Source organism: Glycomyces sp. NRRL B-16210, assembly GCF_000719515.1.
Taxonomy (GTDB): domain Bacteria; phylum Actinomycetota; class Actinomycetes; order Mycobacteriales; family Micromonosporaceae; genus Glycomyces.
The window spans coordinates 216,821-239,148 of the sequence record NZ_JOGR01000004.1 but is presented as its reverse complement, the minus strand read 5'-3'; the positions used below and the strand labels follow the sequence as shown (position 1 = coordinate 239,148).

Sequence of the window (22,328 nt, the reverse complement as noted above, 5' to 3'; positions counted from 1 at the left end):
CATTCGACCACCTGCCGAGGGGGCCCGCAATGGTACGACCATGCAGACCCGCGCGGACCGCCCGCGCCCGCCGCGGAAGGCCGCGCCGCCTCGGCCCGGACTCACCTGTGGCCTGCGCCTTGGAAACCGGAAACTACAGTGGCCCCATGTCCTTCAGCAACCCCCGACCCGCCTCGATCAGCATCGACTTCGGCACCTCGCACACCGTCGCGACGATCCGCCGCGCGGACGGTCGGGTGCATCAGCAGCTCTTCGACGGCTCGCCGCAACTGCCCTCCGCGGTCTTCATGAACGACGAAGGCGGGCCCGTCGTCGGCGCCGACGCCGTCCACTCCGGCCGCCGCAGGCCCGAGCGGTACGAGCCGAACCCGAAACGGCGCATCGACGACGCCGCGATCCTCCTCGGCGAGACCGAGATCCCCGTGACCAGCGTCTTCGCCGCGGTGCTCAGCCGCGTCGCCCGCGAATGCACGCAGACCCTCGGCGCGCTCGGCCCGGTCACGGTGACCGTGCCCGCCGCCTGGGGGCCGACCCGCCGCCACGTGATCGCCGACGCGGCCACCGCCGCCGGACTCGGCGCCGTGGACCTCGTCGCCGAACCGGTCGCCGCCGCGAGCTACTTCGTGCAGAGCCTCGGCACCGACGTGCCGCCCGGCAGCGGCGTCGTCGTCTACGACCTCGGCGGCGGCACCTTCGACGCCACGGTCCTGCGCCAGGGCCCGAACGGCTTCGACGTCATCGCCGTGGACGGCGCCGACGACCTCGGCGGCCTCGACTTCGACCAGGCCCTCGCCGAGCACCTCGCCGCCACCGTGCAACCCGACGACGAGCGCTGGACGCGCCTGACGAACCCGGTCGCGAACGCCGACCGGCGCCACCGCACCGCCTTCATGGACGAGGTCCGCCAGGCCAAGGAGCGGCTCTCGCGCAGCGCCTCGACCGAGCTGACGATCCCGCTGCTCGACGTCGACGCCCACCTCACCCGCGAAGAGGTCGAGCAGGTCTGCGCACCGCTGGTGGAGCGCACCATCCGCGTCACCCAGGGCGTCATCCGCGAATCGGGCCTGCCGAAGGAGCAGGTCGCCGCGATCTTCCTCGTCGGCGCGGCCAGCCGGATGCCTCTGGTCGCCACCCTGCTCCACCGCGAACTCGGCATCGCCCCGGCCGCGATCGAGCAGCCCGAACTGGCCGTCTCCGAAGGCGGCCTCGTCGCCCAGCACACCGTGAGCACCCCCGTCTCGGTCCCGAGCCCGGCCCTGCCGCCCCAGACCGCGCAGGCCCCCACGCCCGCCACCGGCCAGACGCTCCCGCTGCCGAGCCCGTCCGCGCCGCCCACCTCGCAGCCGACGCCCCAGGCCGTGCACGGCCTCCCCGCCGGCCCGGTCACGCAGCCGCAGCCGCACACGACCTCCCCGGTCCCGCAAAGCCACCTGACCGGACCGGTCCACCCCGGCCCGGTCCAAGCCGCCCACCTCACCGGCCCGCAGCCGGCGCCGCCCGGCGGCTCCTGGTTCAAGTCGAAGCAAGGACTCCTCGCGCTCGGCGCCGCGGCCGTCGTCGTTCTCGCCCTCGTCGGCCTCCTGGCCGTCCAGTTCCTGCCCGGCGACGACAAGGACGACGACCTCAGGGCCGGCGGCGAAATCGACCAGGCCGAACCCGGCGGCGCCGAATCGCCGAGCCTCGGCGAGGAGGACGACGCCGAGAGCGGCTCCGCCGCGACCGGCGACGACGACGGCCTCGTGCCCCTCGCCGAAGCCGAGACCGGCGACCGCGTCGCCGCCATCGCCAACGCGCACGTCGGCGAGGTCACCCAGGTCCGCACCGGCCAGATCGACGGCGCCCCCGTCATCGTCACCAGCGGCGACGACAAACTGGTCCGCGTCTGGGACCTCGCCACCGGCGAACCGGTCGCCACCTTCCGCGGGCACCAGAGCGCCGTCGAGCACCTCTCGGTCTTCGAGTTCGACGGCCGCTCCGTGGTCTTCTCCCGCGACTCCTCCATCGAGGCGGCCTGGTACCTCGACGACCCGGGCAACCCCATCGACACCCGCGACGCGGGCTGGGACACCGTCTACTGGGCCGGCGTCCTCGACGGCATCCCCGTCTACATCACCGGCTCCGACGTGGTGCAGCTGTTCAACGGCGAGGAGATCGACGACGTCAGGCTCGCCTACAGCACCTACACCGCCCTGACCGAACTCGACGGGACCCTCAGCCAGGTCGGCGTCTACGAGAACCGCGTGTTCGTCGCGGACCTGGAGACCGGCGACCCGGTCGGCAGCACCTTCGACCAGCTCGCCTACGAGGTCAACGCCTTCAACGCCGGCACCGCCGCCGGAAAGCCCCTCGCCGTGACCGTCACCAGCGAGGGCTCCGTGCAGGCCTGGAACCTCGACGCCGCCGAACGCTACGGCGCCGCCGGAAGCGAACTGTTTCAGGTGGTCGGCGCGGTGCAGCTGATCGAACTCGACGGCAAGGCCGTCGCGCTCCTGCGCGGCGACAAGGGCCTGACCATGTTCGACCTCGAATCGGGCGCGCAGATCGGCGCCACCATCGCCCCGCACAGCGGCGACGACGCCCTCCTGACCGCGGCCGTCACCGTCGTCGACGGCCACACGGTCACCGTGACCGGCACCGCCGACGGCACCGTCGAGGTCTGGAGCCTGTAAGGCCGCGACCGGGCCCGGGCCGCTCCACCGGGCCCGGTCCCGGCTCGTCCCCTCCAATCGCACGCGCCACAATGTGCACGTGAACGAAACGCGGACCGCCGCCGCATCGGGCCGCACCTCCAAACGCGCCCAATGGATCGCCGTCGCCTCCCTGCTCGGGGCGACCCTGTTCTGGGCCGGGAACTACATCGTCGGCAAGACCGCCGTCGAGACCCTCGACCCGCTCGGACTCGTCCTCCTGCGCTGGGCGATCGCGCTCGTCCCGCTCCTGGTCATCGCCCAGCTCACCGAACGGCCCGACTGGCGCCGGCTCCTGGCCGCCTGGCGGTGGCTGGCCGTCCTCAGCGTGTTCGGAATGCTCGGCTACAACCTGTTCCTCTACGCGGCCCTGGAGCACACCGACGCGTTCAGCGCCTCGCTCGTCAACGCCTTCAACCCCGCCCTGATCACCCTCGCCGCCGCGGTCTTCCTGCGCGAGCGACTCACCCCGCTGGCGATCGCCGGCGTGGCCCTCGCCCTCGCCGGGGTCCTCATCGTCCTCGGCGGCGGCGACCCGCGCTCGCTCCTCGACACCGGCTTCGGCACCGGCGAACTGCTCATGATCGGCGCCATCGCGGCCTGGACCGCCTACACGGTCATCGGGCGGCGCGCCCCGAAGCTGCCGCCGGTGACCGCCACGGCCGCGCAGGCCGCGATCGCCGTCGCCGTGCTCGCGCCGATCAGCTTCGCCACCGGGGGACCGGCCCTGCCCGGCACCGGGCCGGCGCTGGCCTCGCTGCTGTTCATCGCGGTCTTCCCCTCGGTCCTGTCGTACGTGCTGTGGAACCGGGCGCTGACGGTGATCCCGCCGGGCCGCGCCGGCGTGTTCCTCAACCTGATCACCGTGTTCACCGCGGCGTTCACGATCCTGGCCGGGCAGCACTACAGCGCGGCCCAGATCGTGGGCGGCCTGATCGTGATCACCGGCGTCGTCCTGGCGAACGCCAGGGCCCTGCGCCCGGGCCGGCCGCCGCAGTGACGGCGACCGGTCCGAACGCGGTCCCGCTAGCCCTGCGACTCCTCGTACGCCTTGCGGACGCGCACCGGCGCCTTCAGAAACCAGGCGTCCTCGATCAGTTCGGCGAGGCGCCGCTCGTCGATCCGCTCGAGGTGGACCAGGATCATCGGGTAGCCCTCGTAGTGCGGGGTGGTGAAGAACGCCGGGTCCTTCGAGGCCAGCAGCGCCGCCTTCTCGCCCGGGTCGCAAACGATCGCCAGGCCGCCCTCGGCCTCGGTGCGCAGCCGCGCGAAGAACTTCCCCTTGACCTTCAGCGAGGGCGTCTGCCAGCTCGTGGTCTCCTCGACCTCCGGAAACCGCTCTGCGATCGACACGACGTCGTCCCATGTTGGCATCTGGACTCCTTCCGACCCTCCAATCGTCCCGCGCGGGTACGACATTCCGGGCCGTTTCGACCCGCCGCGGGCCCGGGTATTATCGCCATAGATTTGCAATAGCGGCGGCCATGGGCCGCAGCGGGAACGATGACGCCGCACCATCGACGGGGGAGAGCGAGTGACGGACGAGCAGACGCCGGAGGCACCCGGATCGAAAGGCCGGGCGCGCCCGATCGTCCACTACGGCGACCCGCTGCTGCACCTGCCGTGCGCCCCGGTCGAGCGCTTCGACGGGGAACTCGCCGAGCTGATCGAGGACATGTTCGCGAGCATGTACGCCGCCGACGGCGTGGGCCTGGCGGCCAACCAGATCGGCGTCGGCTCCCGCGTGTTCGTGCTCGACTGCGAGGACGCCGCCGGCGAGCGCACCGTCGCCGCGGTCGTGAACCCGGTCCTGATCCTGCCCGAGCCGCCGAGAGAGCTCATGGTCGACGACGAAGGCTGCCTGTCGGTGCCCGGCTCCTTCGCCGAGACCGCGCGCGCGAGGACCGCCGCGGTCGAGGGCTTCGACGCCGCCGGGCAACCGGTGCGGATCGAGGGCACCGGCACGCTCGCCCGCTGCCTCCAGCACGAGACCGACCACCTCGACGGCACGGTCTACGTCGACCGCCTGCCGCGCAAGGCCCGCAACAAGGCCCTGGCCGAAGCGGGCCTCCGCTAGAGGCCGCGCCCCGCAGCGCCGGTGAAACCTTTTCAGGCCCGGGTCTGGGCAAACCGCCGCCGCGGTCATATCCTCGCTTCAGGCCGCCTCACCGGCCGCTCCTCGTCCGGAAATGGGGGATCAGCCATGTCGGCGGAACAGCAGCAGATCGCCGAACTCATCGCGATCGGCAACGACGGCCGCATGTACGCGACCGAGCCGGACAAACTGCGCCGGCTCGTGCACTTCTCGCTGGCCCGCGAGCCCCGCCTCACCCAGCCCGAGCTGCGGCAGGCCGGGGTGGGCCTCATCGCGGTGGGGGACTACGCGCACGCCCAGCGGGTCCTCGCCGACGCCGTCGAGCGCGCCTCGACCCCGCACCAGCAGGTCGCCGCGTTCGTCAACCTCGGCGACGCCCACCGCTACGCCGGCGACCTCGCCGCGGCCGAACCGCTCTACCAGCGGGCGATCGCCACCGCGCGGGCCGAATGCCCCGGCACGCTTCACTTCGCGTTGCAGCACTACGGAAAGCACCTCATCGACGCCCGCAAGCCGCGCCTCGCCGTGGACGTGCTCAACGAGGTCCTCGAAATGCGCCGGCTCATCGGCGACCCCTCGCTCATCGCCTCGACCCGGCAGGCGCTCAACGCCGCCCGCGCGGCGGTCGGGCAGCGCACGATCTGAACTCCCGCGTACGATCTGACCTCCGTCGAGCGAAGGAGTCCCCTATGGCGCCGAACCGGCCCGCGGAACGCGGCACCGTCTCCGGCCAGAGCGCGGCCGTCGGCCTCGCCCGGCTCGCAGGGATGCTCCGCGCCGAGGCCGCGAACGGCCTGTACTGGGGCGCCGATCCCGAGGAGGAGGCCCGGCTGCATCGCCTGCGCGAGCACGCCGCGGCGCTCACCGCCCAGATCGACCCCCGCCCGCTCGACCGGATCCGCGCGATCTACGCGGCCGACACCGGCCTGCGGACCCCCATGCCGGGCACCGAACTGCGCGTGACCTGCGCCGACGGCACGCGGCTCGTGCGCCGCAGCCGCCTCGACTCGGGCACGCTCGGGCAGCGCCTCGAAACGGTCGCCGCCGCGCTCGGCGCGGCCGTCCCGCGCGACCCGGTCGGCATCGCCGACACCGACCTGTCCGACCTCCCGTGCCCCCACACGTACCTGCTCGTCTACGAACTCGCGACCGGCCTCGACGGCGAGGCCGCCGAAGCCGTGCTGGAGCCGGGCGACGCGGACCTCGACGGCCACCTGCTGACCCTCGCGCCCGAGGCCGGCGCGTTCCAGCGCGACCGCAAGCCGCTGCCGGTCGCCCCGGCCGCCCGCGCGATCCTCGACGCCGTCGCGGCGCTCGCCGAGGAGTCCCTGTCAGCGGTGACCAATCCCTACGAACGCGAACGGCAGCACCGCATCGCGGCCTGGTGCGAGGACGCGTACGAGGCGGACCTGGCCTACCCGGAGGTCCACTGCGGCGACCTGGCCGCCGCGTGCGTCGCGACCGGCGCCGACGCGGCGATCTTCGACGAGGCCGGGCGGCTGCTGGTCATCCGCCGCACCGACACCGGCCAGTGGGCCGTGCCCGGCGGCGCCGCCGAAGTGGGCGAACCCGTGGGCCTGGCGGCCGTCCGGGAGGCCGCCGAGGAGACCGGCCTCGACGTCGAGCTGACGGGCCTGGCCTGGGCCTTCGACAAGCGCGACACGAGTCTCGGCGACAGCCGCATGCCGATGATCATGAGCTTCACGGCGCGCATGGCCCGACCGGACCAGCCGATCAGGCTCGCCGAACTCGAAGCCTCCGACTCCCGCTGGATCACCCGCGAGGAGTCCGAGGAACTCGACCTGTTCCGCGGCCACGAACTGCGCATCCCGTTCGCGTTCGCCCGGCACGGCGGGGAACGCTGACCCGAATCGCTCCGGGCCCACCCGCTCCTACCGGGCCGTCACAGCCATCCGATGCACGACACCAGCACCGCCGCCTCCGCATCGGCCTCCTCGTCCGAGTCCGGATCGGTCGAGTAGAACCAGCTGAGGTCGTCGAGGCAGGCCCGCATGGACTCGGCCTCGGGGTCGCCCGCGCCCACCGCGGCCTCGAGATCGGCGACCTGCGCCTCCAGATCGCTGACCTGCCCTTCGAGATCGGCGACCTGCCCTTCGAGTTCGAGGGTCAGCGCGTCGGCGGTCTCGATCTCGTCCCTGAGCCCGGCGATCTCGTCGTCCTTGTCCTCGACCTGCCCGGAGGCCTCGTCGAGGTCGCTGCGGGCGCCCATCCACAGCGTCAGCATCACGACCGCGCCCCCCAGGCAGACCACGGCCGCGGCGAGGAGGCCGGGGACGAGCGGCGAACGCCGCGGACCGGTCGGGTGCGCCGGCACCTGCGGCGGCCCGAAATCGGTCGGCTGGTACCCCGTCGGCGGTCCCGGCTGCTGCGGCGCGTATCCCGCTCCCGCGGGCTGCTGCGGCGGCTGCGGTGAGTACGCGGGCGGGCCGCTCTGCGGCTGCTGCTGGTCGCCGGGCTCGCCGAAGCTGTAATGCGGGGGCGGGTTGTAGGACATGATGGGCTCCTTCGACGGGAGGTGTCGCCCACCAAGGTAGGAGGGCGGTGCGAATCGGCTCGGGCACGTCCGGTCTGACGACGCGCTCGGCGTCCCGGTTGCACGCGTGACGCAACCGTGACACACGGGACCGACAAACGACCGGCAGCCGCAGGTCAACGAGGATTCCGATCCGATCGCTTCCGTTGCGGCGCACCGCGACCGGAAATCCGATCGCGTTCGGTGACGGCACCGCGACGGCGATACTTGCCCCACGTGGCAGACAGAGGCGATACTTGAGCGGTGCTCAAGCCCCGCGTCATCGCCTCCGACCTGGACGGGACCCTCCTCGCCCCCAGCGGAGAACTGTCCGTGCGAACCCGAGAAGCCCTCGCCGCCGCCCGCGCCGAGGGCTTCGCAGTCGTCGCCGTCACCGCCCGCACCTCCTACGGCGTCGACATGCTGCCCGACCTCATCCCGCTCCTCGACGGCGCCGTCTGCGCCAACGGGGCGATCCTCTACCAGCCGGCCACCGGCCGCACGCGCATCCTGCGCTCGATCCGGCCCTCCTACGCGCGCAAGATCGCCGCGCTGATCGCCGAGCGCCTGCCCGACGCGGTGTTCGCCGTCGAGACCGGCACCGGCATCGTCGGCGACCGCCAGTACCAGGCCCTCGTGGGCGCCTCGAACTGGGAGTTCGTGGACGGCCTCGACACGGTCTTCCGCCGCGTCAAACGCGCCGTCAAGATCAAGGTCTACTGCGCCGGCCGCACCGGCGAGGAGATGGCCGCCGCCGTCGCGGACACCGACCTCGGCGGCCTCGCCATGTGCCACTGGGGCGATTTCGGGATGCTCGACCTCAACGCGCGCGGCGCCGACAAGGCCTTCGGCCTCGCCTACTGGTGCAAGGAGCGCCGCCTCGGCCCCGACTCGGTGGTCGCCTTCGGCGACATGCCGAACGACGCCCCCATGCTCGCCTGGGCCGGCCGCTCCTACGCGATGGGCGACGCCCACCCCGAGGCGGTCGAGGCCGCCACCGACCAGACCGCCACCAACGCCGAGGACGGCGTCGCCCAGGTCGTCGAGGCGCTCCTCGCCGGCGGCACCACCGACGGCGCCGCCGTGGACGACACCGCGGCCGCCGCCTGACCCCGAGAAAACCATTTGCACCGCCCTCTGGTGTCTGCTGGACTGGCCCCTTCACGTCAGTCCGACAGGCGAAGGGGCCACCATGCGCAAGCAGTTCATGTCCAACGAGAAAGGCAACCGCGACCTGAAGGACATGACCGCCATTGCGCACCCTCAACCTCGGCATCCTCGCCCACGTCGACGCCGGTAAGACCAGCCTGACCGAGCGGCTGCTCCAAGCCGCCGGCGTCATCGAGGAGGTCGGCAGCGTCGACGCGGGCAGCACCCGCACCGACTCGCTCGACCTCGAACGCCGCCGCGGCATCACCATCAAATCCGCCGTGGTCGCCTTCGACCTCGACGGCGCCGCGGTCAACCTCATCGACACGCCCGGGCACCCGGACTTCATCGCCGAGGTCGAACGGGTCCTCGCCCTCCTCGACGGGGCGATCCTCGTCGTCTCCGCGGTCGAGGGCGTCCAGGCCCAGACCCGCGTCCTGCACCGGGCGCTGCGCCGCCTCGGCGTCCCGACCCTGGTCTTCGTCAACAAGATCGACCGCACCGGCGCCCGCCGCGAATCGCTCCTGCGCGACCTCGCCTCCCGGCTCGACCGGGCCGTGGTCCCCATGGACGCCGTGACCGGCCTCGGCACCCCCGCCGCGGCGAGCGCGCCCCGGCCCCGCGACGCCGCGTTCGCAGAGGACGCCGCAGAGGCGCTGGCCGATCTCGACGACGCGCTGCTGGCCGCCTACCTCGACGCCCCCGAACGGCTGTCGCCCGCGGCGGTCGAGGCGGCGCTCGCCGCGCAGGTCGCCCGCGCGGCCGCCCACCCGGTCCACTTCGGCTCGGCCATCACCGGCGCCGGCGTCGAAGGCCTCGTCGCGAGCATCCGCCGGTACCTCCCCGGAACCGAGGGCGACGCCTCCGCGCCGCTGTCGGGCACCGTCTTCAAGGTCGAGCGCGGCCCGGCCGGCGAGCGGATCGCCTACGGGCGCCTGTTCGCAGGCGCCGCCGCCGTCCGCGACCGGGTCCGCGTCGGCGGGCGCGAAGCCAAGGTGACCGCCCTCAGCGTCTTCGCCGACGGCGGCGAGCACCAGGTCCGCCGCGTTGAGGCGGGCCGGATCGCCAGGTTCTGGGGCCTGGGGGAGGTCCGCATCGGCGACGCCATCGGGCAGGGGCCCGCGCGGTGCACCGAGCGGTTCGCGCCGCCCACGCTGGAGACCGTCGTCGAGCCCGGGTCCGACCGCGACCGGCCCGCGCTGCACACCGCGCTCACCCGCCTCGCCGAACAGGACCCGCTCATCGGCCTGCGCCACGACGAGGAGCGCCGCGAACTCTCGCTCTCGCTCTACGGCGAGGTCCAGAAGGAGGTCATCGGGTCGACCCTCGCCGAGGAGCACGGCCTCGACGTGACCTTCCGCGAGTCCACCGTCATCTGCGTCGAACGCCCCCTCGGCACCGGCGCCTCGGCCGAGTTCATCGCGAAGGACCCCAACCCGTTCCTCGCCACCGTCGGCCTGCGGGTCGAACCCGCCGACCTCCCCGGCGTCGACTTCCGCCTCGGCGTGGAACTGGGCTCGATGCCGATCGCGTTCTTCAGAGCCGTCGAAGGCGCCGTTCAGGACACTTTGAGGCAGGGACTGCATGGCTGGCAGGTCGAGGGCTGCGCGGTCACCATGACCCACTCGGATTACTGGGCCCGCCAGTCCAGCGCCCACGGCGGCTTCGACAAGTCCATGTCGAGCACCGCGGGGGACTTCGCGAACCTCGTCCCGCTCGTGCTCGCCGCGGCGCTGCGCCGAGCCGGGACCGTCGTATGCGAACCCCTGCACCGCTTCAGGATCGAACTGCCCGCGCCCGCCCTCAGCAGGGTCCTCGCCGCCCTCGCGAAGCGCCGCGCCGTGCCCGAACCGCCGGACCTGCGCGGCTCCCGGTGCACGCTCGAAGGCACCGTGCCCGCCGCCGAACTCCACGGACTCGGCCGCCGGCTCCCCGGCCTGACCAGCGGCGAAGGCGTCCTCGAAAGCGCCTTCGAACGCCAAGAGCCGGTGAGCGGCATCGTGCCCTCCCGGGCCCGCACCGGCCCGGACCCGCTCGACCGGGACGCGTACCTCCTCGCCCTCAGCCGCCGCGTCCCCGACCGCTCCTGACCCGCCCGCTAATCCACTGTGTCCTGAAACGTTGACAAAACCAGCGTTTGATGGGCAAATGTAGATTTAGCATCACTTTGGCCATCCCTTCGCCCGCCGCATCCAAGGCGGGCCGAGAAAGGAACGGACACATGCACATGAAGCGAAGGCTCGCCACCGCGGGCATCGCGATCGGGTTCGTGGCGGCGTCGACCGGCGCCACCGCCCTCACCGCCCAAGCCGAACCGTCCACCCCCGACGACACCACCGTCACCTGGAGCGTCGAAGACCTCACCGCCGCCGAACTCGCCGAACTCGAACGCCTCGGCTTCGACGTCGCGAACCGCCACGGCGACCGGGCCCACGTCCTCGGCGACGGCGCCGTGGCCGAGGAGCTGCGCGCCCTCGGGCACGAACCGCGCTTCCACGACACCGTCTACAAGGAGGTCGACGCCTCCGTCCAGCAGCAGGGCACCTACTACGGCGGGTACCTCACCGTCGACGCCGTCGAGGCCCGCCTCGACGAGGTCGCCGCCGCCAACCCCGACCTGACGGTCCTCCACGACATCGGCGACTCGTGGCTCAAGACCCAGGGCCAAGGCGGCCACGACGTCTACGCCCTGTGCGTCACCAAGCTCGCCGACGGCGACTGCGCGACCGAGCCCGACTCGGCCAAGCCCCGGTTCTCCGTCATCGCCCAGATCCACGCCCGCGAGATCGCCACCGGCGAGATCGCCCTGCGCTGGATCGACAAGCTCGTCGAGGGCTACGGCACCGACGCCGAGGTCACCGAACTGCTCGACACCACCGAACTGTGGGTCGTGCCCATCGCCAACCCCGACGGCGTCGACATCGTCGCCTCCGGAGGGAACAACCCGATCCTCCAGCGCAAGAACGCGAACGACTCGAACGGGAACTGCGGCACCGGCCTCGGCATCGACCTCAACCGCAACTCCTCCTTCGAATGGGGCGCCGACTCCACCAACCCCTGCTCCGAGACCTACCAGGGCCCCTCGGCCGCATCCGAACCCGAGACGCAGGCCCTCGAGGACTGGCTGCGGGCCCTGCACCCCGACCAGCGCGGCGACGCCCCCGACGACCCGGCGCCCGTCGACGCCCGCGACGTCTTCATCTCCCTGCACTCCTACGGCGAGTACATCATCGTCCCCTACGGCTACACCGACCAGCCGGCCCCGAACGACACCGCGCTGCGCGACCTCGGCGCGGCCATGGCCGCCTCCAACGGCTACTTCGTCGGCACCAACGACGACACCGTCGGCTACGACACCAGCGGCACCACCGACGACTTCGCGTACGGCGAACTCGGCGTCGCCGCCTTCACCTTCGAGATCGGACCCGGCTTCGGCACCTGCGGCGGCTTCCTCCCCGCCTACTCCTGCGTGGACGACACGCTCTGGCCCGAGAACGAAGGCGCACTGCTGACCGCGGCCCAGGCCGCGGCCGCACCGTACGCCGACTGACCGCGCGACCGGCCCCGGCGGCGACCGCCGCCGGGGCCGCAATAGAGGTTGCCACGGCGCGACCGGTCCCCGATACTCGTGACGTGCCCGCTCCCAAGGTGATCGCCACCGACCTCGATGGAACCCTGCTCGACCCGAACGGACTCCTGTCCGAACGCAACCAGAAGGCCCTCCAAGCCGCCCGCGAACACGGCCTCCTCACCATCGCCGTCACCGCCAGGCCGCCCCGCGCGGTCTACCGCGTCCCCGAACTCGCCGCCGTCCTCGACGCCGCGATCTGCTGCAACGGCGCCCTCCACTACGACATGGCCGCCCGCAGCGCCGACCTGCGCCACCCGATCCCCCTCCCGACCGCCCGAGTCCTCTACGACCGCCTCCGCGAGGCCCTCCCCGGCGCGGTCTTCGCCGTCGAGACCGGCGAACGCCACCTCGCCCAGTCCGAGGCCCTGCGCGAAGGCGTCCACTTCAACGAGCCCTGGACCTTCCTCGACCCCGAGGAGGACCCCACCGGCGAGGCCGAGGCGATCGCCGAGCTCATCGTGCGCCTCCCCGGCTCCACCGGCGCCGCGATGCACGAGCGCACCCGCCACATCGACCTGCCCGGCGTGCGCCTGTGGCACTGGGGGAGCTTCCCCGAGATCGAATGCACCGCCCTCGAAGCGACCAAGGGCGATGCGCTGGCCGCCTGGTGCGCCGAGCGGGGCGTGGCCGCCGATGAGGTGGTCGCCTTCGGGGACATGCCGAACGACGTGTCCATGCTCGCCTGGGCCGGGCGCTCCTTCGCGATGGCGACGGCGCACCCCGATGCGGTCGCGGCGGCCACCGACCGCGCCGGCGCCTCCGCCGAAGACGGTGTGGCCCAGGCGATCGAGGCGATCCTGGGCCTCGGTCGGCCCTGAACGCGGCCCCCGCTCCGGCCTCCCGGAACTCCCCGCAGTGTTTGCGCCGGTGGCGGATCGGGTACCACCAGGGCGTCCACCCCCTTGAGGAGTCCATAATGGCAGTGTTCCAAGCCCTGTTCTATCTGATCGCGATCGTGCTGCTGGTCATCGCAGCGCTGCCGACCACCTCCCGCCGCACCCGAGGCGTCGGCCTCGCGCTGCTGGCCGCCGCCTTCGCCCTCACGGCGTTCGCGGCACCGACATTCGAAGCGGCGTTCTCCTGACGCGCAGCCGCTTAACGCACTTCGGCCCCGGCGGGCCTCGCCCGCCGGGGCCTTCGCGTGCGCATCAAAGATCGAGGGCGGCCAGGAGGTCGCGGTACGTCGCCTCCACGTCCCCCGGGACGCTCACGACCGTGACCGCCCCGGGCCGCCGCCCGATGAGCGCGGTGACCTTCGCGTGCATCGCCCGCAGCGCCTCCTCGCCGCCGACCAGCGTCGCGGCGGCGTCCACGTGGGTCGGGTCGGCGGCGGCGCGCGTCCGCTCCTCGAAGCGCCGCAGCGCCTCCTCCTCGCCGGCGTGCACATAGACCTCGACGAACCGCGCCGCGGCTTCGGCCGCGGTCGCGGCAATCCGCTCGATGAACTCGACCCGCGCCGTGAGCTGCGGGATCACCACGTCATGCCCCGATTCGAGATGCGCGCGGGCCGCGGCGAGCGCGATCGACCTGGCGAGCAGGCCCGAAGCCGAAAGGTCCTCGCGCCAGCGGCCGAGCATCCGCCGCACCTGGTCGATGTCGAGGACGAGGGCGAACGGGTGGTCCTCGGCGTACCGCCGCGCGAGCGTGGACTTGCCGACCGCGGGAGCGCCGTTGAGGAGGATCAGTCGAGTCACCGTGCGATGCTACGGAATCGACGCGGCCGCTCGGGCAGGGCCTCAACGGCAGCGGTAGAACACCGCTGACGGCCATGGGCTTCGATCCTCTCGGCGTGCACCGCGGCGGGAGCCCCGCCGCGAATGGAGCCGCCCACGCCAGCGCAGCGGTCCGAGAGCGTCAAGGCATGGCCTTCCGTGTCCATCGGCCCGAGCATGCTTCGCCGCACGGTCCTCTGTGCGCAAGCGGCCCGCCGCCGCCCTCGCCGGGCTAGGGTGGGCCGTATGCATGTCGTCATCGCCGGAGGGCACGGGCAGATCGCGCTGCGCCTGACCGAGATCCTGGCGGCCGAGGGGCATTCGGTCACCGGGCTCATCCGCAATCCCGACCACGCGGAGGACCTGACCGCGATCGGCGGGCGTCCGATCGTCCTCGACCTCGAACAGGCCGACGCCGAGCACCTCGGCGGGCTGCTCGCCTCCGAGACCGACGGCGGGGTGGACGCGGTCGTGTTCGCCGCCGGGGCCGGTCCCGGCAGCGGCGCGGCCAGGAAGGACACCGTGGACCGGGCGGCCTCGGTCCTGCTCGCCGACGCGGCCGAGCGCGCGGGCGTCCGCCGCTTCCTCCAGGTCTCCAGCATGGGCGTCGACGAGGAGCCCGACCCGAGCCGCGACGAGGTGTGGGCCGCCTACATCGCCGCCAAGGCCGGCGCCGAGGAGGACCTGCGCAACCGCGACCTCGACTGGGTCATCCTGCGCCCGGGCCGCCTCACCGACGATCCGCCCGCGGACGCGGTCCTGCTGTCCGAGCCGCCCGCCGGGCGCGGCCCGATCCCGCGCGCCGACGTGGCCGCGGTGCTCGCCGAGCTGCTGCGCAATCCCGACGTCTCCGGGCGCGTCCTCGAACTGCGCGAAGGGGACACGGCCGTCACGGCCGCGGTCGCGGCCCTCCGCTGACGCCTCCGGCGCGGACCGCTTGCCGCCCATGCGTATGCGGCTGGAACGCCCGAAGCGCGGTGCTCGATACTAAAGGGATGCGATTTGGTGTGGTCCCTTCCTCCGTGCGGCGCGACGTCCTCTCCTGGTTCGGCCCCGCCGGGCAGGAATGGCTGGACGGACTTCCGAAGACGGTCTGGAGCCTGACGAGGCAGTGGTCGCTGCGGCTCGACGGCCCGCCCTACGGCGGCGGCTCCCACTCCTATGTGGTCCCGGTGCGGCGCCGCAACGGCGAGCGGGCGGTGCTGAAGGTGCCCGTGCGCGACGCCGAGAACGCGGCCGAGCCCACCGCGCTGCACTGCTACCGGGGCGAGGGCGCGGTGCTCCTGCACGAGTACGACCCGGCGACCGGCGCGATGCTCATGGAGCAGGCCGTGCCCGGCAACCGGCTCAAGTCCACGCGCTTCTTCGGGCACAAGACCCCCGAGGCGGCCTGGCGGCGCATCGACATCGCCTGCGGGCTCTACCGCCGGCTGTGGCGCCCCGCCGACCTCCCCGAGGGCTACCCGGAGCTGCCCAAGGCCACCGACATGATCGACCGCTGGCGCCGCGCCTACACCGAAGCGGACGCCGAGACGCGGCGCCGCGTCGGCGAAGCGCGCCTGAAGGCCGCGCTGGAGCGGTGCGACGCCCTCGAAGACCAGCCCGAACTCGGCATCGGCAACCGCGACACGCACCTGGGCAACATCGTCTCGGCCGAAAGGGAGCCGTGGCTGGTCATCGACCCCAAGCCCTGCCTCGCCGAACGCGCCTTCGACGGCGGCTACCTCCTGTTCACGCACCAGCTCCACGGCCCGCACAGCGGCGCCGAGCTGCTCGCCGCCGTCGCCGACGGCCTCGGCGCCGACGCGCGGCGCGTCAAGGACTGGGCGCTGCTGCGCTTCACCGAGCACCTCGCGGGCACCGCCGAGGACCGCCACCTCGATCTCGCCTCCGAGGCGATGCGCCACCTCGAAGAGGCCTGACGCCACGCCCGGCCGCGTCGGATCGCCGACTCCACCCGGAGTCGGCGACCGGTCGAACGGTCCCCTCCGGACTCAGCCCGCGCGGCGCGCGGCGAGCAGCCCCCGGACGCCGATGACGCCGATGGCCGTGCCGAGCCCGAACGAGACCACCGCGAGCGTCAGATGGATCCAGAAATAGGTCGTCGGATCCCCCGCGTCCTCGAACGCCAGGCCGCTGGCGTCGGCGAACAGGTTCTTCACGAACGAGATCCACACGAACCACGACCATACGCCGAACGCGAGCAGGAACACCGATACGGGGCGGCTGAGCTTCATGCCACCAGTATCGGGCGCACCCGCCGCCGCGCCCCCGCGGCCGCGCCCGCGGCGGTCCCCGGTCACGCCGCCACGCGGACGGCCCGCCCTCCGGTGGCCGAACCGCCGGGTCCGCCTACTATCCTGGGCATTGCAGACGCGGTGTCACACGGTGGGGCAGTTGCGCGCTAACCGTGTTCTGCGATGATGGAGACCGGAATGTCATCAATGCAGGGAATGGCTGGCCCGGAAATGAGCGGAACCGACGAACACCCGCTGCCCGGCGGGTACCCCGACGCCGCCGCCGTGGGCTGGGTCCGCACCGAGGACACCGAGTTCGCCGGAATCCACATCAGAATGACGATCAGCCCCGGCGACCGCATCGTCGAAGTCTGGGAGACCGAGGACGGCCACCCCGTCCGCTGGCTCGGCAACGTCTTCCGCATCGACGCCGAACCGCCCGGCCTCTACCTCAACCACCGCTACGAGCGCCTGCTCAGCCGCGCCCAGCGCGACCTCCTCGCCCGCGCCGGCGCCAAGTTCTGGAAGTCCTGAGCCCCGACCCTCCACCGCGCCCGATCCGACCGGACCTTGTAGAGGTACCTTCGAAACCGGTGCAGCGGAGACGGGGTGCGAACATGGCGGCCAAGCAGGCGCGAGGACGCGAGACCGTCGAACGCCTCCTGGAGACCGCCCTCGACGTCTACACCCGCAGCGGCCCCGAGGGCTACACCATGACCGCCGTGATCGCCGCCAGCGGCATCAGCGTCGGCAGCCTCTACCACCACTTCGGATCATTCAACGGCCTCACCGCCGCCCTCTACTCGCGCCTCAGCGCCGAACTGCTCGACCGCCTGGTCGAGGCCGTCGAGTCCCGCCGCACCGCCCGGACCGGCATCCGCGCCTTCGTGACCGCCTACCTGCGCTGGTGCGTCGACAACCGGGCCAAGGCCCACTTCCTGCTCGGGATGCCCTACCAGGCGCACCTGATCACGCCGACCGAGGCGATGCTCGCCGAGACCGCGCCGCAGCTGCGCCGCATCCTCGCCTGGGTCGCCCCGCACATGGAGGCCGGACGCATCGTCGCCGTCCCCGACAGCCTCCTGGGCTGCCTCATCATCGGGCCGATCACCGAGTCGGTGACGCGCTGGCTCATCGGGATGCCCGGGGCCGACGACATCGCCGAGGCGTTCAAGCACCTGCCCGACCGCATCTGGGCCTCCGTCAAGGGCCCCGCGGACTGAGTCCCCTCAGGACCCTCCGGCCCCGCTACGCGAAGGCGTGGGAGAGCAGTCTCTCAATAAGGTCCTCCAGCGGCGCGTCGGTGTCGAGGACGGCCGTCGCGCCCGCGCGCAGCAGCGGCTCGACCTCGGCCTGGTCGCGCAGCGCGGCCTCCAGTTCGCCCGGGGCCTTCCCGTAGTCGTTCCCGGTGCGCTCGATCAGCCTGCGCCGCACGACCTCCGGCGCGGCCGTGAGCAGCACGATCCGGTCGAAGTCGCCGTAGAAGCGGCCCTGGTTCGGCACGCAGCCGCTGACGAACAGCGCCTCGCCCGAGGCCTCGTCCAGCAGCCGCCGGATGCGCGGCTCGTACCAGACCCAGCCCGGTCGCGCGGTCGGACCCGGAGGCGCCGTCTCGGCCTCGGGGGAGCAGTAGCCGCCGTAGTCGGTGTCGACCGCGTGCAGCCCGCGCGCGGCGAGCGCCGCGATCGCGGTCGACTTGCCCACGCCCGACACGCCCGTGATGAGCACTCGCCGCGTCCCGGCCATGCGCTCAGCGCTCGCCGATGCGTTCGAGCGCTTCGACCAGCGGTTTGAACTCGGGGTTCTCGCGGGCCTCGTCCAGGGCCTCGTGGAGCGCGCCGTCGTGGGTGGGGCGGGCCTCGGCGAGCAGCCGGTGGCCCGCTTCGGTGACGTCGGTGTAGATGCCGCGCCGGTCGTTCTTGCAGATCGTGCGCGCGAGCAGACCGCGGTCCTCCAACCGGGTGACCAGGCGCGTGGTGGCGCTCTGGCTGAGGACGATCGCCTCGGCGACCTGCCGCATCTGCAAGTGGCGGTCCTCGTCCTGGCGGCTGAGCACGGTCAGCAGCGAGAACTCGCGGGCGCTCAGGTCGTGCCCGGCCTCGAGCCGCCGCTGGACGCGGTCGGCGATGCGCTCGTGGAGCACCGACAGGGCGCACCAGTGCTGCGCCAACGCGGTGCCGTTCTCCGGTGCGGTGGTCACGGTGCTCCTCCTCGCTCGGGTACGGGCGATTCTAATGTACAACGATATACCTACCTGCACAATTATCGTCGGTTGCAATTAGCCCGCGTTTGCAAGTAATATCGGCTGTGTGGCCACAACGCCGTGACCGCCGCCCGAACGCATCGGGCAGCAGTACCCTTGGGACCGCCCGGCGGGCCCGTCCCGCCGTCACCACCGCCCGCGGCGCCCGCCCCGCGCCGCCACCGCAAAGGAACCACCGTGACCAGCAACCTGTTCAACCCGCTCACCCTGCGGGGGACCACCATCCCCAACCGGATCTGGATGGCCCCGATGTGCCAGTACAGCGCCGACGTCGCGGGACCCGCGACCGGCGTCCCCAACGACTGGCACCTCCAGCACTACGGCTCGCGCGCCGCCGGCGGCGCGGGGCTCATCCTCGTCGAGGCCACCGCGGTGACCGCCGAGGGCCGCATCAGCGCCGCCGACCTCGGCATCTGGAACGACGCCCAGGTCGAGGGCCACCGGCGCGCGGCCGCGCTCATGCGCGAGTACGGCGCCGTCCCGGGCATCCAGATCGCCCACGCCGGGCGCAAGGCCAGCACCGATCCGGGCTTCGCGATCGAGCGGACCCGCGGCGCCGGGGACGTGAACTGGAAGCCGGTCGCGCCCAGCGCGGTCGCCTTCAGCGAGGACTCGCAGGTCCCGCACGAGCTGTCGCTGGAGGAGGTCCGCGGGGTCGTGGACGCCTTCGCCGCGGCCGCCCGCCGGTCGATCGAGGCCGGCTACGAGGTCGTCGAGATCCACGGCGCCCACGGCTACCTGCTCCACGAGTTCCTCTCGCCGGTCTCGAACCGCCGCGAGGACGCCTACGGCGGCTCCTTCGAGGGCCGCACCCGTCTGGCCGTCGAGATCGCCGACGCGGTGCGCGCGGCCGTCGGCGAGGAGGTCCCGGTGCTCTTCCGGGTTTCGGCCACCGACTGGATCGAGCCGGAGGGCTGGACCGCCGACGAGACGGTCCGCCTCGCGGCCCTGCTGCGCGCCCACGGCGTGGACCTGCTCGACGTGTCCTCCGGCGGCAGCGTGCCGCGCGCCTCGATCCCGACCGGCCCGGGCTACCAGGTGCGGTTCGCCGCGCGGGTGCGCCGCGAGACCGGGCTGCCGACCGCCGCGGTCGGGCTCATCACCGAGATCCGGCAGGCCGAGAAGATCCTCGCCGACGGCGAGGCCGACGCGGTCGCGCTCGGCCGCGAGCTGCTGCGCAACCCGTACTGGCCGCACCAGGCCGCCCGCGAGCTCGGCGAGACGCCCCGCGTCCCGCCGCAGTACGCCCGCGCCTGAACCTTTTCTGACGAGCGCCGGACCCGAGCCCGGGTCCGGCGCTTTCGCGCTCTCAGGGCCGCGCCCACTTGCCCCTGACGTGGCCCAGGTGCCGCCCCATGACCTCGCGGACGCGCTCGGTGTCGCGGTCGAGCAGGCACCGCAGGATCTCCAGGTGCTCGACGGCCGACTCCTCCAACCTCCCGGCCTCCAGCAGCGCGGTCAGGCCGTACAGGCGCGAGCGCCGTCGCAGGTCGCGGACGGTCGCGACGAGGGTCCGGTTGCCCGACAGCGACAGCAGCGCGAGGTGGAAGCGGGTGTCGGCCTCGACGTAGGCGATGAGGTCCTGCGCGGCGGCGGCGTCCACGATGGCCTGCGCGAGCGGCCGCAGCCCTTCGATGTCGGCGGGGTCGGCGGTGGTCGCCAGCGCCGCGGTCACGGGGACCTCGATGAGTTCGCGCAGCTGCGTGCACTCGTCCAGTTGCGACGCCTCGACGGTGGTGACCCGGAAGCCCTTGTTGGGAACGGGTTCGACGAGTTCCTCTTTGACGAGGTCGAGCATGGCCTCGCGCACCGGGGTGGCGGAGACGCCGAACTGCTCGGCCAGGGCCGGCACCGAGTAGACCCGGCCGGGGGCGAGTTCGCCGGCGATGACGGCGGCGCGCAGCGCCTCGCCGATGCGCTCGCGGTAGCTGGAGCGGCCCGTGCCGGTCTCCGGCATGGACAACCGGGCGGTTCGCGCGGCCATCGGCTCCTCCTCGGATGGAACGTCGGTGCTCAGAGCTCGAAACCGCTCGGATAGGGGTCGTCGGGGTCGAGCATGTGCTGGGCGGTACCGGTGATCCAGGCGCGGCCGGTGACCGTGGGGACGACGGCGGGCGCGCCCGCCACTTCGGTGCGGCCGATGAGGCGGCCGGTGAAGCGCGAGCCGATGAAGGACTCGTTCACGAAGTCCTGCTCGAGCCCCAGTTCGCCCCTGGCGTGGAGCTGGGCCATGCGCGCGGAGGTGCCGGTGCCGCAGGGGGAGCGGTCGAACCAGCCGGGGTGGATGACCATGGCGTGGCGCGAGAGCGACGCGTCCGAGCCGGGCGCGGCCAGGTACACGTGGTGCAGGCCCCGGATGGACGGTTCCAGCGGGTGCACCGGCGCCGCTTCGGCGTTGACGGCGTCCATGATCGCCAGTCCCGCCGCGAGCAGGTCGCCCTTGACGGCCCGGTCGAACGGCAGCCCGAGGTCGGCCAATTCGACGATGGCGTAGAAGTTCCCGCCGAAGGCGAGGTCGTAGCGCACCTCGCGCCCGTCGGCGAGCGTGACGGCGCGGTCGAGCCCGACGGCGAAGGCGGGGACGTTGACGAGCGTGACCGACTTCGCGGCCCCGTCCTCGACCCGCACGTCGACGGTGACGAGCCCGGCGGGCGTGTCGAGGCGGACGGTGGTGACCGGCTCGGTCACCGCCACCATCCCGGTCTCGACCAGGACCGTGGCGACGCCGATGGTCCCGTGCCCGCACATCGGCAGGCAGCCGGAGACCTCGATGAACAGCACGCCCCAGTCGGCGTCGGGGCGGGTCGGCGGCTGGAGGATCGCGCCGCTCATCGCCGCGTGCCCGCGCGGCTCGCGCATCAGGAGCAGCCGCAGGTGGTCGAGGTGCTCCACGAAGTGGTCGCGGCGCTCCATCATGGTCGATCCGGGCACGGTCCCGACGCCGCCGGTGACGACCCTCGTGGGCATCCCCTCGGTGTGCGACTCCACGGTGTGGAGCACGAGCCTGCTGCGCATCCGCCCCCCCTATGCGAGTCCGGCCGCGATCGCCCGCTCGGTCGCGGCGGTGACCTCGGCGTCCTGCTCGGGCAGCAGCGGCATCCTTGGCGGGCGGCACGGGCCGCCGTTGCGGCCCGCGAGGTCCATGGAGCGCTTGATGGCCTGCACGAACTCGACCTTCGAGTCCCAGCGCAGCAGCGGGTGGAGGCTCCGGTACAGCGGCAGCGCGGTCGCGAGGTCCCCGGCGACGGCCGCCCGGTAGAGCGCCACGGTGGACTCCGGGAGGGCGTTGGGGTAACCGGAGACCCAGCCCTTGGCCCCGGCGAGGGCGAGTTCGAGGAGCACGTCGTCGGCGCCGACCAGCACGTCCAGGTCAGGGGCGAGTTCATTGATGCGGAAGCTGCGGCGCACGTCCCCGGAGAACTCCTTGACCGCCTGGATCAGGCCCTCGCGGTGGAGCGTCGCGAGCAGCTTCGGCGTGAGGTCCACCTTGGTGTCGATCGGGTTGTTGTAGGCCACGATCGGCAGGCCCGCCTCGGCGACCTCCCGGTAGTGCGCGAGCACCGAGCGCTCGTCGGCCCGGTAGGCGTTGGGCGGCAGCAGCATCACCGCGCCGCAGCCGGCCTCGCGGGCCTGCTCGGCCCAGCGGCGCGCCTCGCGCGAACCGTAGGCCGCGACCCCGGGCATGACCCGCTCCCCGCCGACCGCCGCGACCGCGGTCTCGACCACGCGGGCGCGTTCGGCCTCGGTGAGCACCTGGTACTCGCCGAGCGAGCCGTTCGGCACGACCCCGTCGCAGCCGCTCGCGACGAGCCAGGCGCAGTGCTCGGCGTACGCGTCGAAGTCCACCGAGAGGTCCTCGCGGAACGGCAGTGCGGTGGCGACGAGAACGCCGCGCCAGGGACGCGGTTCGAGTGCCGTCATAGGGCTTCCCTTCTCGAAGGCGGTTGCGGAGGCGCGGCTTCACCGGCGCGAACGCGCCAGAGGCAAGCCGCTCCGGCGACCGCCGCCTCCCGGCACCGCG

Annotated in this window: 24 protein-coding genes; 15 read left to right on the top strand and 9 right to left on the bottom strand. The window is 72.8% G+C overall.

What is annotated here, in order from left to right:
• Nucleotides 1–146 precede the first annotated feature (146 nt).
• Both IF12_RS23870 and IF12_RS0107515 read left to right on the top strand, forming a co-directional pair.
• Nucleotides 147–2,669: an Hsp70 family protein gene (locus IF12_RS23870; protein ID WP_051704088.1), complete on the top strand. Its 2,523-nt coding sequence runs from the start codon at nt 147–149 to the stop codon at nt 2,667–2,669.
• A 79-nt stretch (nt 2,670–2,748) separates the two neighbouring features.
• A complete protein-coding gene (locus IF12_RS0107515; RefSeq protein WP_197034638.1) occupies nt 2,749–3,687 on the top strand; it encodes a DMT family transporter in 939 nt (312 codons plus the stop codon).
• A 26-nt stretch (nt 3,688–3,713) separates the two neighbouring features.
• On the opposite strand, the gene IF12_RS0107510 is transcribed toward IF12_RS0107515, so the two are convergent.
• A complete protein-coding gene (locus IF12_RS0107510; protein ID WP_030156390.1) occupies nt 3,714–4,061 on the bottom strand; it encodes an MmcQ/YjbR family DNA-binding protein in 348 nt (115 codons plus the stop codon).
• Between the two features lie 160 nt (nt 4,062–4,221).
• Between IF12_RS0107510 and def the strand changes: the two genes are divergently transcribed.
• The 3 genes from def to IF12_RS26085 all read left to right on the top strand — a co-directional run bounded on the left by def (nt 4,222) and on the right by IF12_RS26085 (nt 6,647).
• On the top strand, nt 4,222–4,764 hold the full coding sequence (def, locus tag IF12_RS0107505; protein WP_035748598.1) for a peptide deformylase: 543 nt from the start codon (nt 4,222–4,224) through the stop codon (nt 4,762–4,764).
• Nucleotides 4,765–4,890: 126 nt separating this feature from the next.
• Entirely contained in the window at nt 4,891–5,427 is a 537-nt protein-coding gene (locus IF12_RS0107500; protein ID WP_030156388.1) for a hypothetical protein, read from the top strand.
• A gap of 44 nt (nt 5,428–5,471) precedes the next feature.
• Nucleotides 5,472–6,647, top strand: a complete 1,176-nt coding sequence (locus tag IF12_RS26085; RefSeq protein ID WP_051704087.1) for an NUDIX hydrolase — start codon at nt 5,472–5,474, stop codon at nt 6,645–6,647.
• Between the two features lie 38 nt (nt 6,648–6,685).
• On the opposite strand, the gene IF12_RS0107490 is transcribed toward IF12_RS26085, so the two are convergent.
• On the bottom strand, nt 6,686–7,297 hold the full coding sequence (locus IF12_RS0107490) for a hypothetical protein (protein WP_030156386.1): 612 nt from the start codon (nt 7,295–7,297) through the stop codon (nt 6,686–6,688).
• Nucleotides 7,298–7,579: 282 nt separating this feature from the next.
• Between IF12_RS0107490 and IF12_RS0107485 the strand changes: the two genes are divergently transcribed.
• The 5 genes from IF12_RS0107485 (at nt 7,580) to IF12_RS26080 (ending at nt 13,179) form a co-directional block, all read left to right on the top strand.
• Entirely contained in the window at nt 7,580–8,425 is an 846-nt protein-coding gene (locus IF12_RS0107485) for an HAD family hydrolase (RefSeq protein ID WP_051704086.1), read from the top strand.
• Between the two features lie 143 nt (nt 8,426–8,568).
• On the top strand, nt 8,569–10,554 hold the full coding sequence (locus tag IF12_RS0107475; protein WP_030156384.1) for a translation factor GTPase family protein: 1,986 nt from the start codon (nt 8,569–8,571) through the stop codon (nt 10,552–10,554).
• A gap of 131 nt (nt 10,555–10,685) precedes the next feature.
• A complete protein-coding gene (locus IF12_RS0107470; RefSeq protein WP_030156383.1) occupies nt 10,686–12,014 on the top strand; it encodes a M14 family zinc carboxypeptidase in 1,329 nt (442 codons plus the stop codon).
• Nucleotides 12,015–12,097: 83 nt separating this feature from the next.
• Complete coding sequence (locus IF12_RS0107465) at nt 12,098–12,913, top strand: HAD family hydrolase (RefSeq protein WP_051704085.1); 816 nt, start codon at nt 12,098–12,100, stop codon at nt 12,911–12,913.
• Nucleotides 12,914–13,011: 98 nt separating this feature from the next.
• A complete protein-coding gene (locus IF12_RS26080; RefSeq protein WP_166659597.1) occupies nt 13,012–13,179 on the top strand; it encodes a hypothetical protein in 168 nt (55 codons plus the stop codon).
• 64 nt (nt 13,180–13,243) lie between these two features.
• On the opposite strand, the gene IF12_RS0107455 is transcribed toward IF12_RS26080, so the two are convergent.
• Entirely contained in the window at nt 13,244–13,789 is a 546-nt protein-coding gene (locus IF12_RS0107455; protein WP_030156381.1) for an AAA family ATPase, read from the bottom strand.
• 264 nt (nt 13,790–14,053) lie between these two features.
• On the opposite strand from IF12_RS0107455, the gene IF12_RS0107450 reads away from it, so the two are divergent.
• Both IF12_RS0107450 and IF12_RS0107445 read left to right on the top strand, forming a co-directional pair.
• Nucleotides 14,054–14,725, top strand: coding sequence for an NAD(P)H-binding protein (locus IF12_RS0107450; protein WP_030156379.1), 672 nt, complete (start codon nt 14,054–14,056; stop codon nt 14,723–14,725).
• A gap of 89 nt (nt 14,726–14,814) precedes the next feature.
• Nucleotides 14,815–15,729, top strand: coding sequence for an aminoglycoside phosphotransferase family protein (locus IF12_RS0107445; protein WP_166659596.1), 915 nt, complete (start codon nt 14,815–14,817; stop codon nt 15,727–15,729).
• A 72-nt stretch (nt 15,730–15,801) separates the two neighbouring features.
• Here the strand turns inward: IF12_RS0107445 and IF12_RS0107440 are convergent, their stop codons facing one another.
• Nucleotides 15,802–16,044 (bottom strand): SCO4848 family membrane protein, encoded by a 243-nt coding sequence (locus IF12_RS0107440; protein ID WP_030156374.1) that lies wholly within the window; start codon nt 16,042–16,044, stop codon nt 15,802–15,804.
• A gap of 231 nt (nt 16,045–16,275) precedes the next feature.
• On the opposite strand from IF12_RS0107440, the gene IF12_RS0107435 reads away from it, so the two are divergent.
• Nucleotides 16,276–16,578, top strand: a complete 303-nt coding sequence (locus IF12_RS0107435) for a hypothetical protein (RefSeq protein WP_030156371.1) — start codon at nt 16,276–16,278, stop codon at nt 16,576–16,578.
• Between the two features lie 83 nt (nt 16,579–16,661).
• Nucleotides 16,662–17,267, top strand: a complete 606-nt coding sequence (locus IF12_RS0107430; protein WP_030156369.1) for a TetR/AcrR family transcriptional regulator — start codon at nt 16,662–16,664, stop codon at nt 17,265–17,267.
• Nucleotides 17,268–17,292: 25 nt separating this feature from the next.
• On the opposite strand, the gene IF12_RS0107425 is transcribed toward IF12_RS0107430, so the two are convergent.
• Together IF12_RS0107425 and IF12_RS0107420 are read right to left on the bottom strand one after the other, a co-directional pair.
• On the bottom strand, nt 17,293–17,790 hold the full coding sequence (locus tag IF12_RS0107425; RefSeq protein ID WP_030156367.1) for an AAA family ATPase: 498 nt from the start codon (nt 17,788–17,790) through the stop codon (nt 17,293–17,295).
• Between the two features lie 4 nt (nt 17,791–17,794).
• A complete protein-coding gene (locus tag IF12_RS0107420; RefSeq protein WP_030156365.1) occupies nt 17,795–18,244 on the bottom strand; it encodes a MarR family winged helix-turn-helix transcriptional regulator in 450 nt (149 codons plus the stop codon).
• A 240-nt stretch (nt 18,245–18,484) separates the two neighbouring features.
• Between IF12_RS0107420 and IF12_RS0107415 the strand changes: the two genes are divergently transcribed.
• Nucleotides 18,485–19,564 (top strand): NADH:flavin oxidoreductase/NADH oxidase, encoded by a 1,080-nt coding sequence (locus tag IF12_RS0107415; protein ID WP_030156362.1) that lies wholly within the window; start codon nt 18,485–18,487, stop codon nt 19,562–19,564.
• A gap of 52 nt (nt 19,565–19,616) precedes the next feature.
• Here the strand turns inward: IF12_RS0107415 and IF12_RS0107410 are convergent, their stop codons facing one another.
• From IF12_RS0107410 to IF12_RS0107400, 3 genes are read right to left on the bottom strand one after another with little or no spacing between them, the layout of a single operon-like run.
• Nucleotides 19,617–20,291 (bottom strand): GntR family transcriptional regulator, encoded by a 675-nt coding sequence (locus IF12_RS0107410; protein ID WP_030156360.1) that lies wholly within the window; start codon nt 20,289–20,291, stop codon nt 19,617–19,619.
• 29 nt (nt 20,292–20,320) lie between these two features.
• The gene (locus IF12_RS0107405; RefSeq protein WP_030156358.1) at nt 20,321–21,322 is read right to left on the bottom strand and encodes a proline racemase family protein; all 1,002 of its coding nucleotides are present in this window, start codon (nt 21,320–21,322) and stop codon (nt 20,321–20,323) included.
• Nucleotides 21,323–21,331: 9 nt separating this feature from the next.
• Nucleotides 21,332–22,228 (bottom strand): dihydrodipicolinate synthase family protein, encoded by an 897-nt coding sequence (locus IF12_RS0107400; RefSeq protein ID WP_030156356.1) that lies wholly within the window; start codon nt 22,226–22,228, stop codon nt 21,332–21,334.
• Nucleotides 22,229–22,328 lie beyond the last annotated feature (100 nt).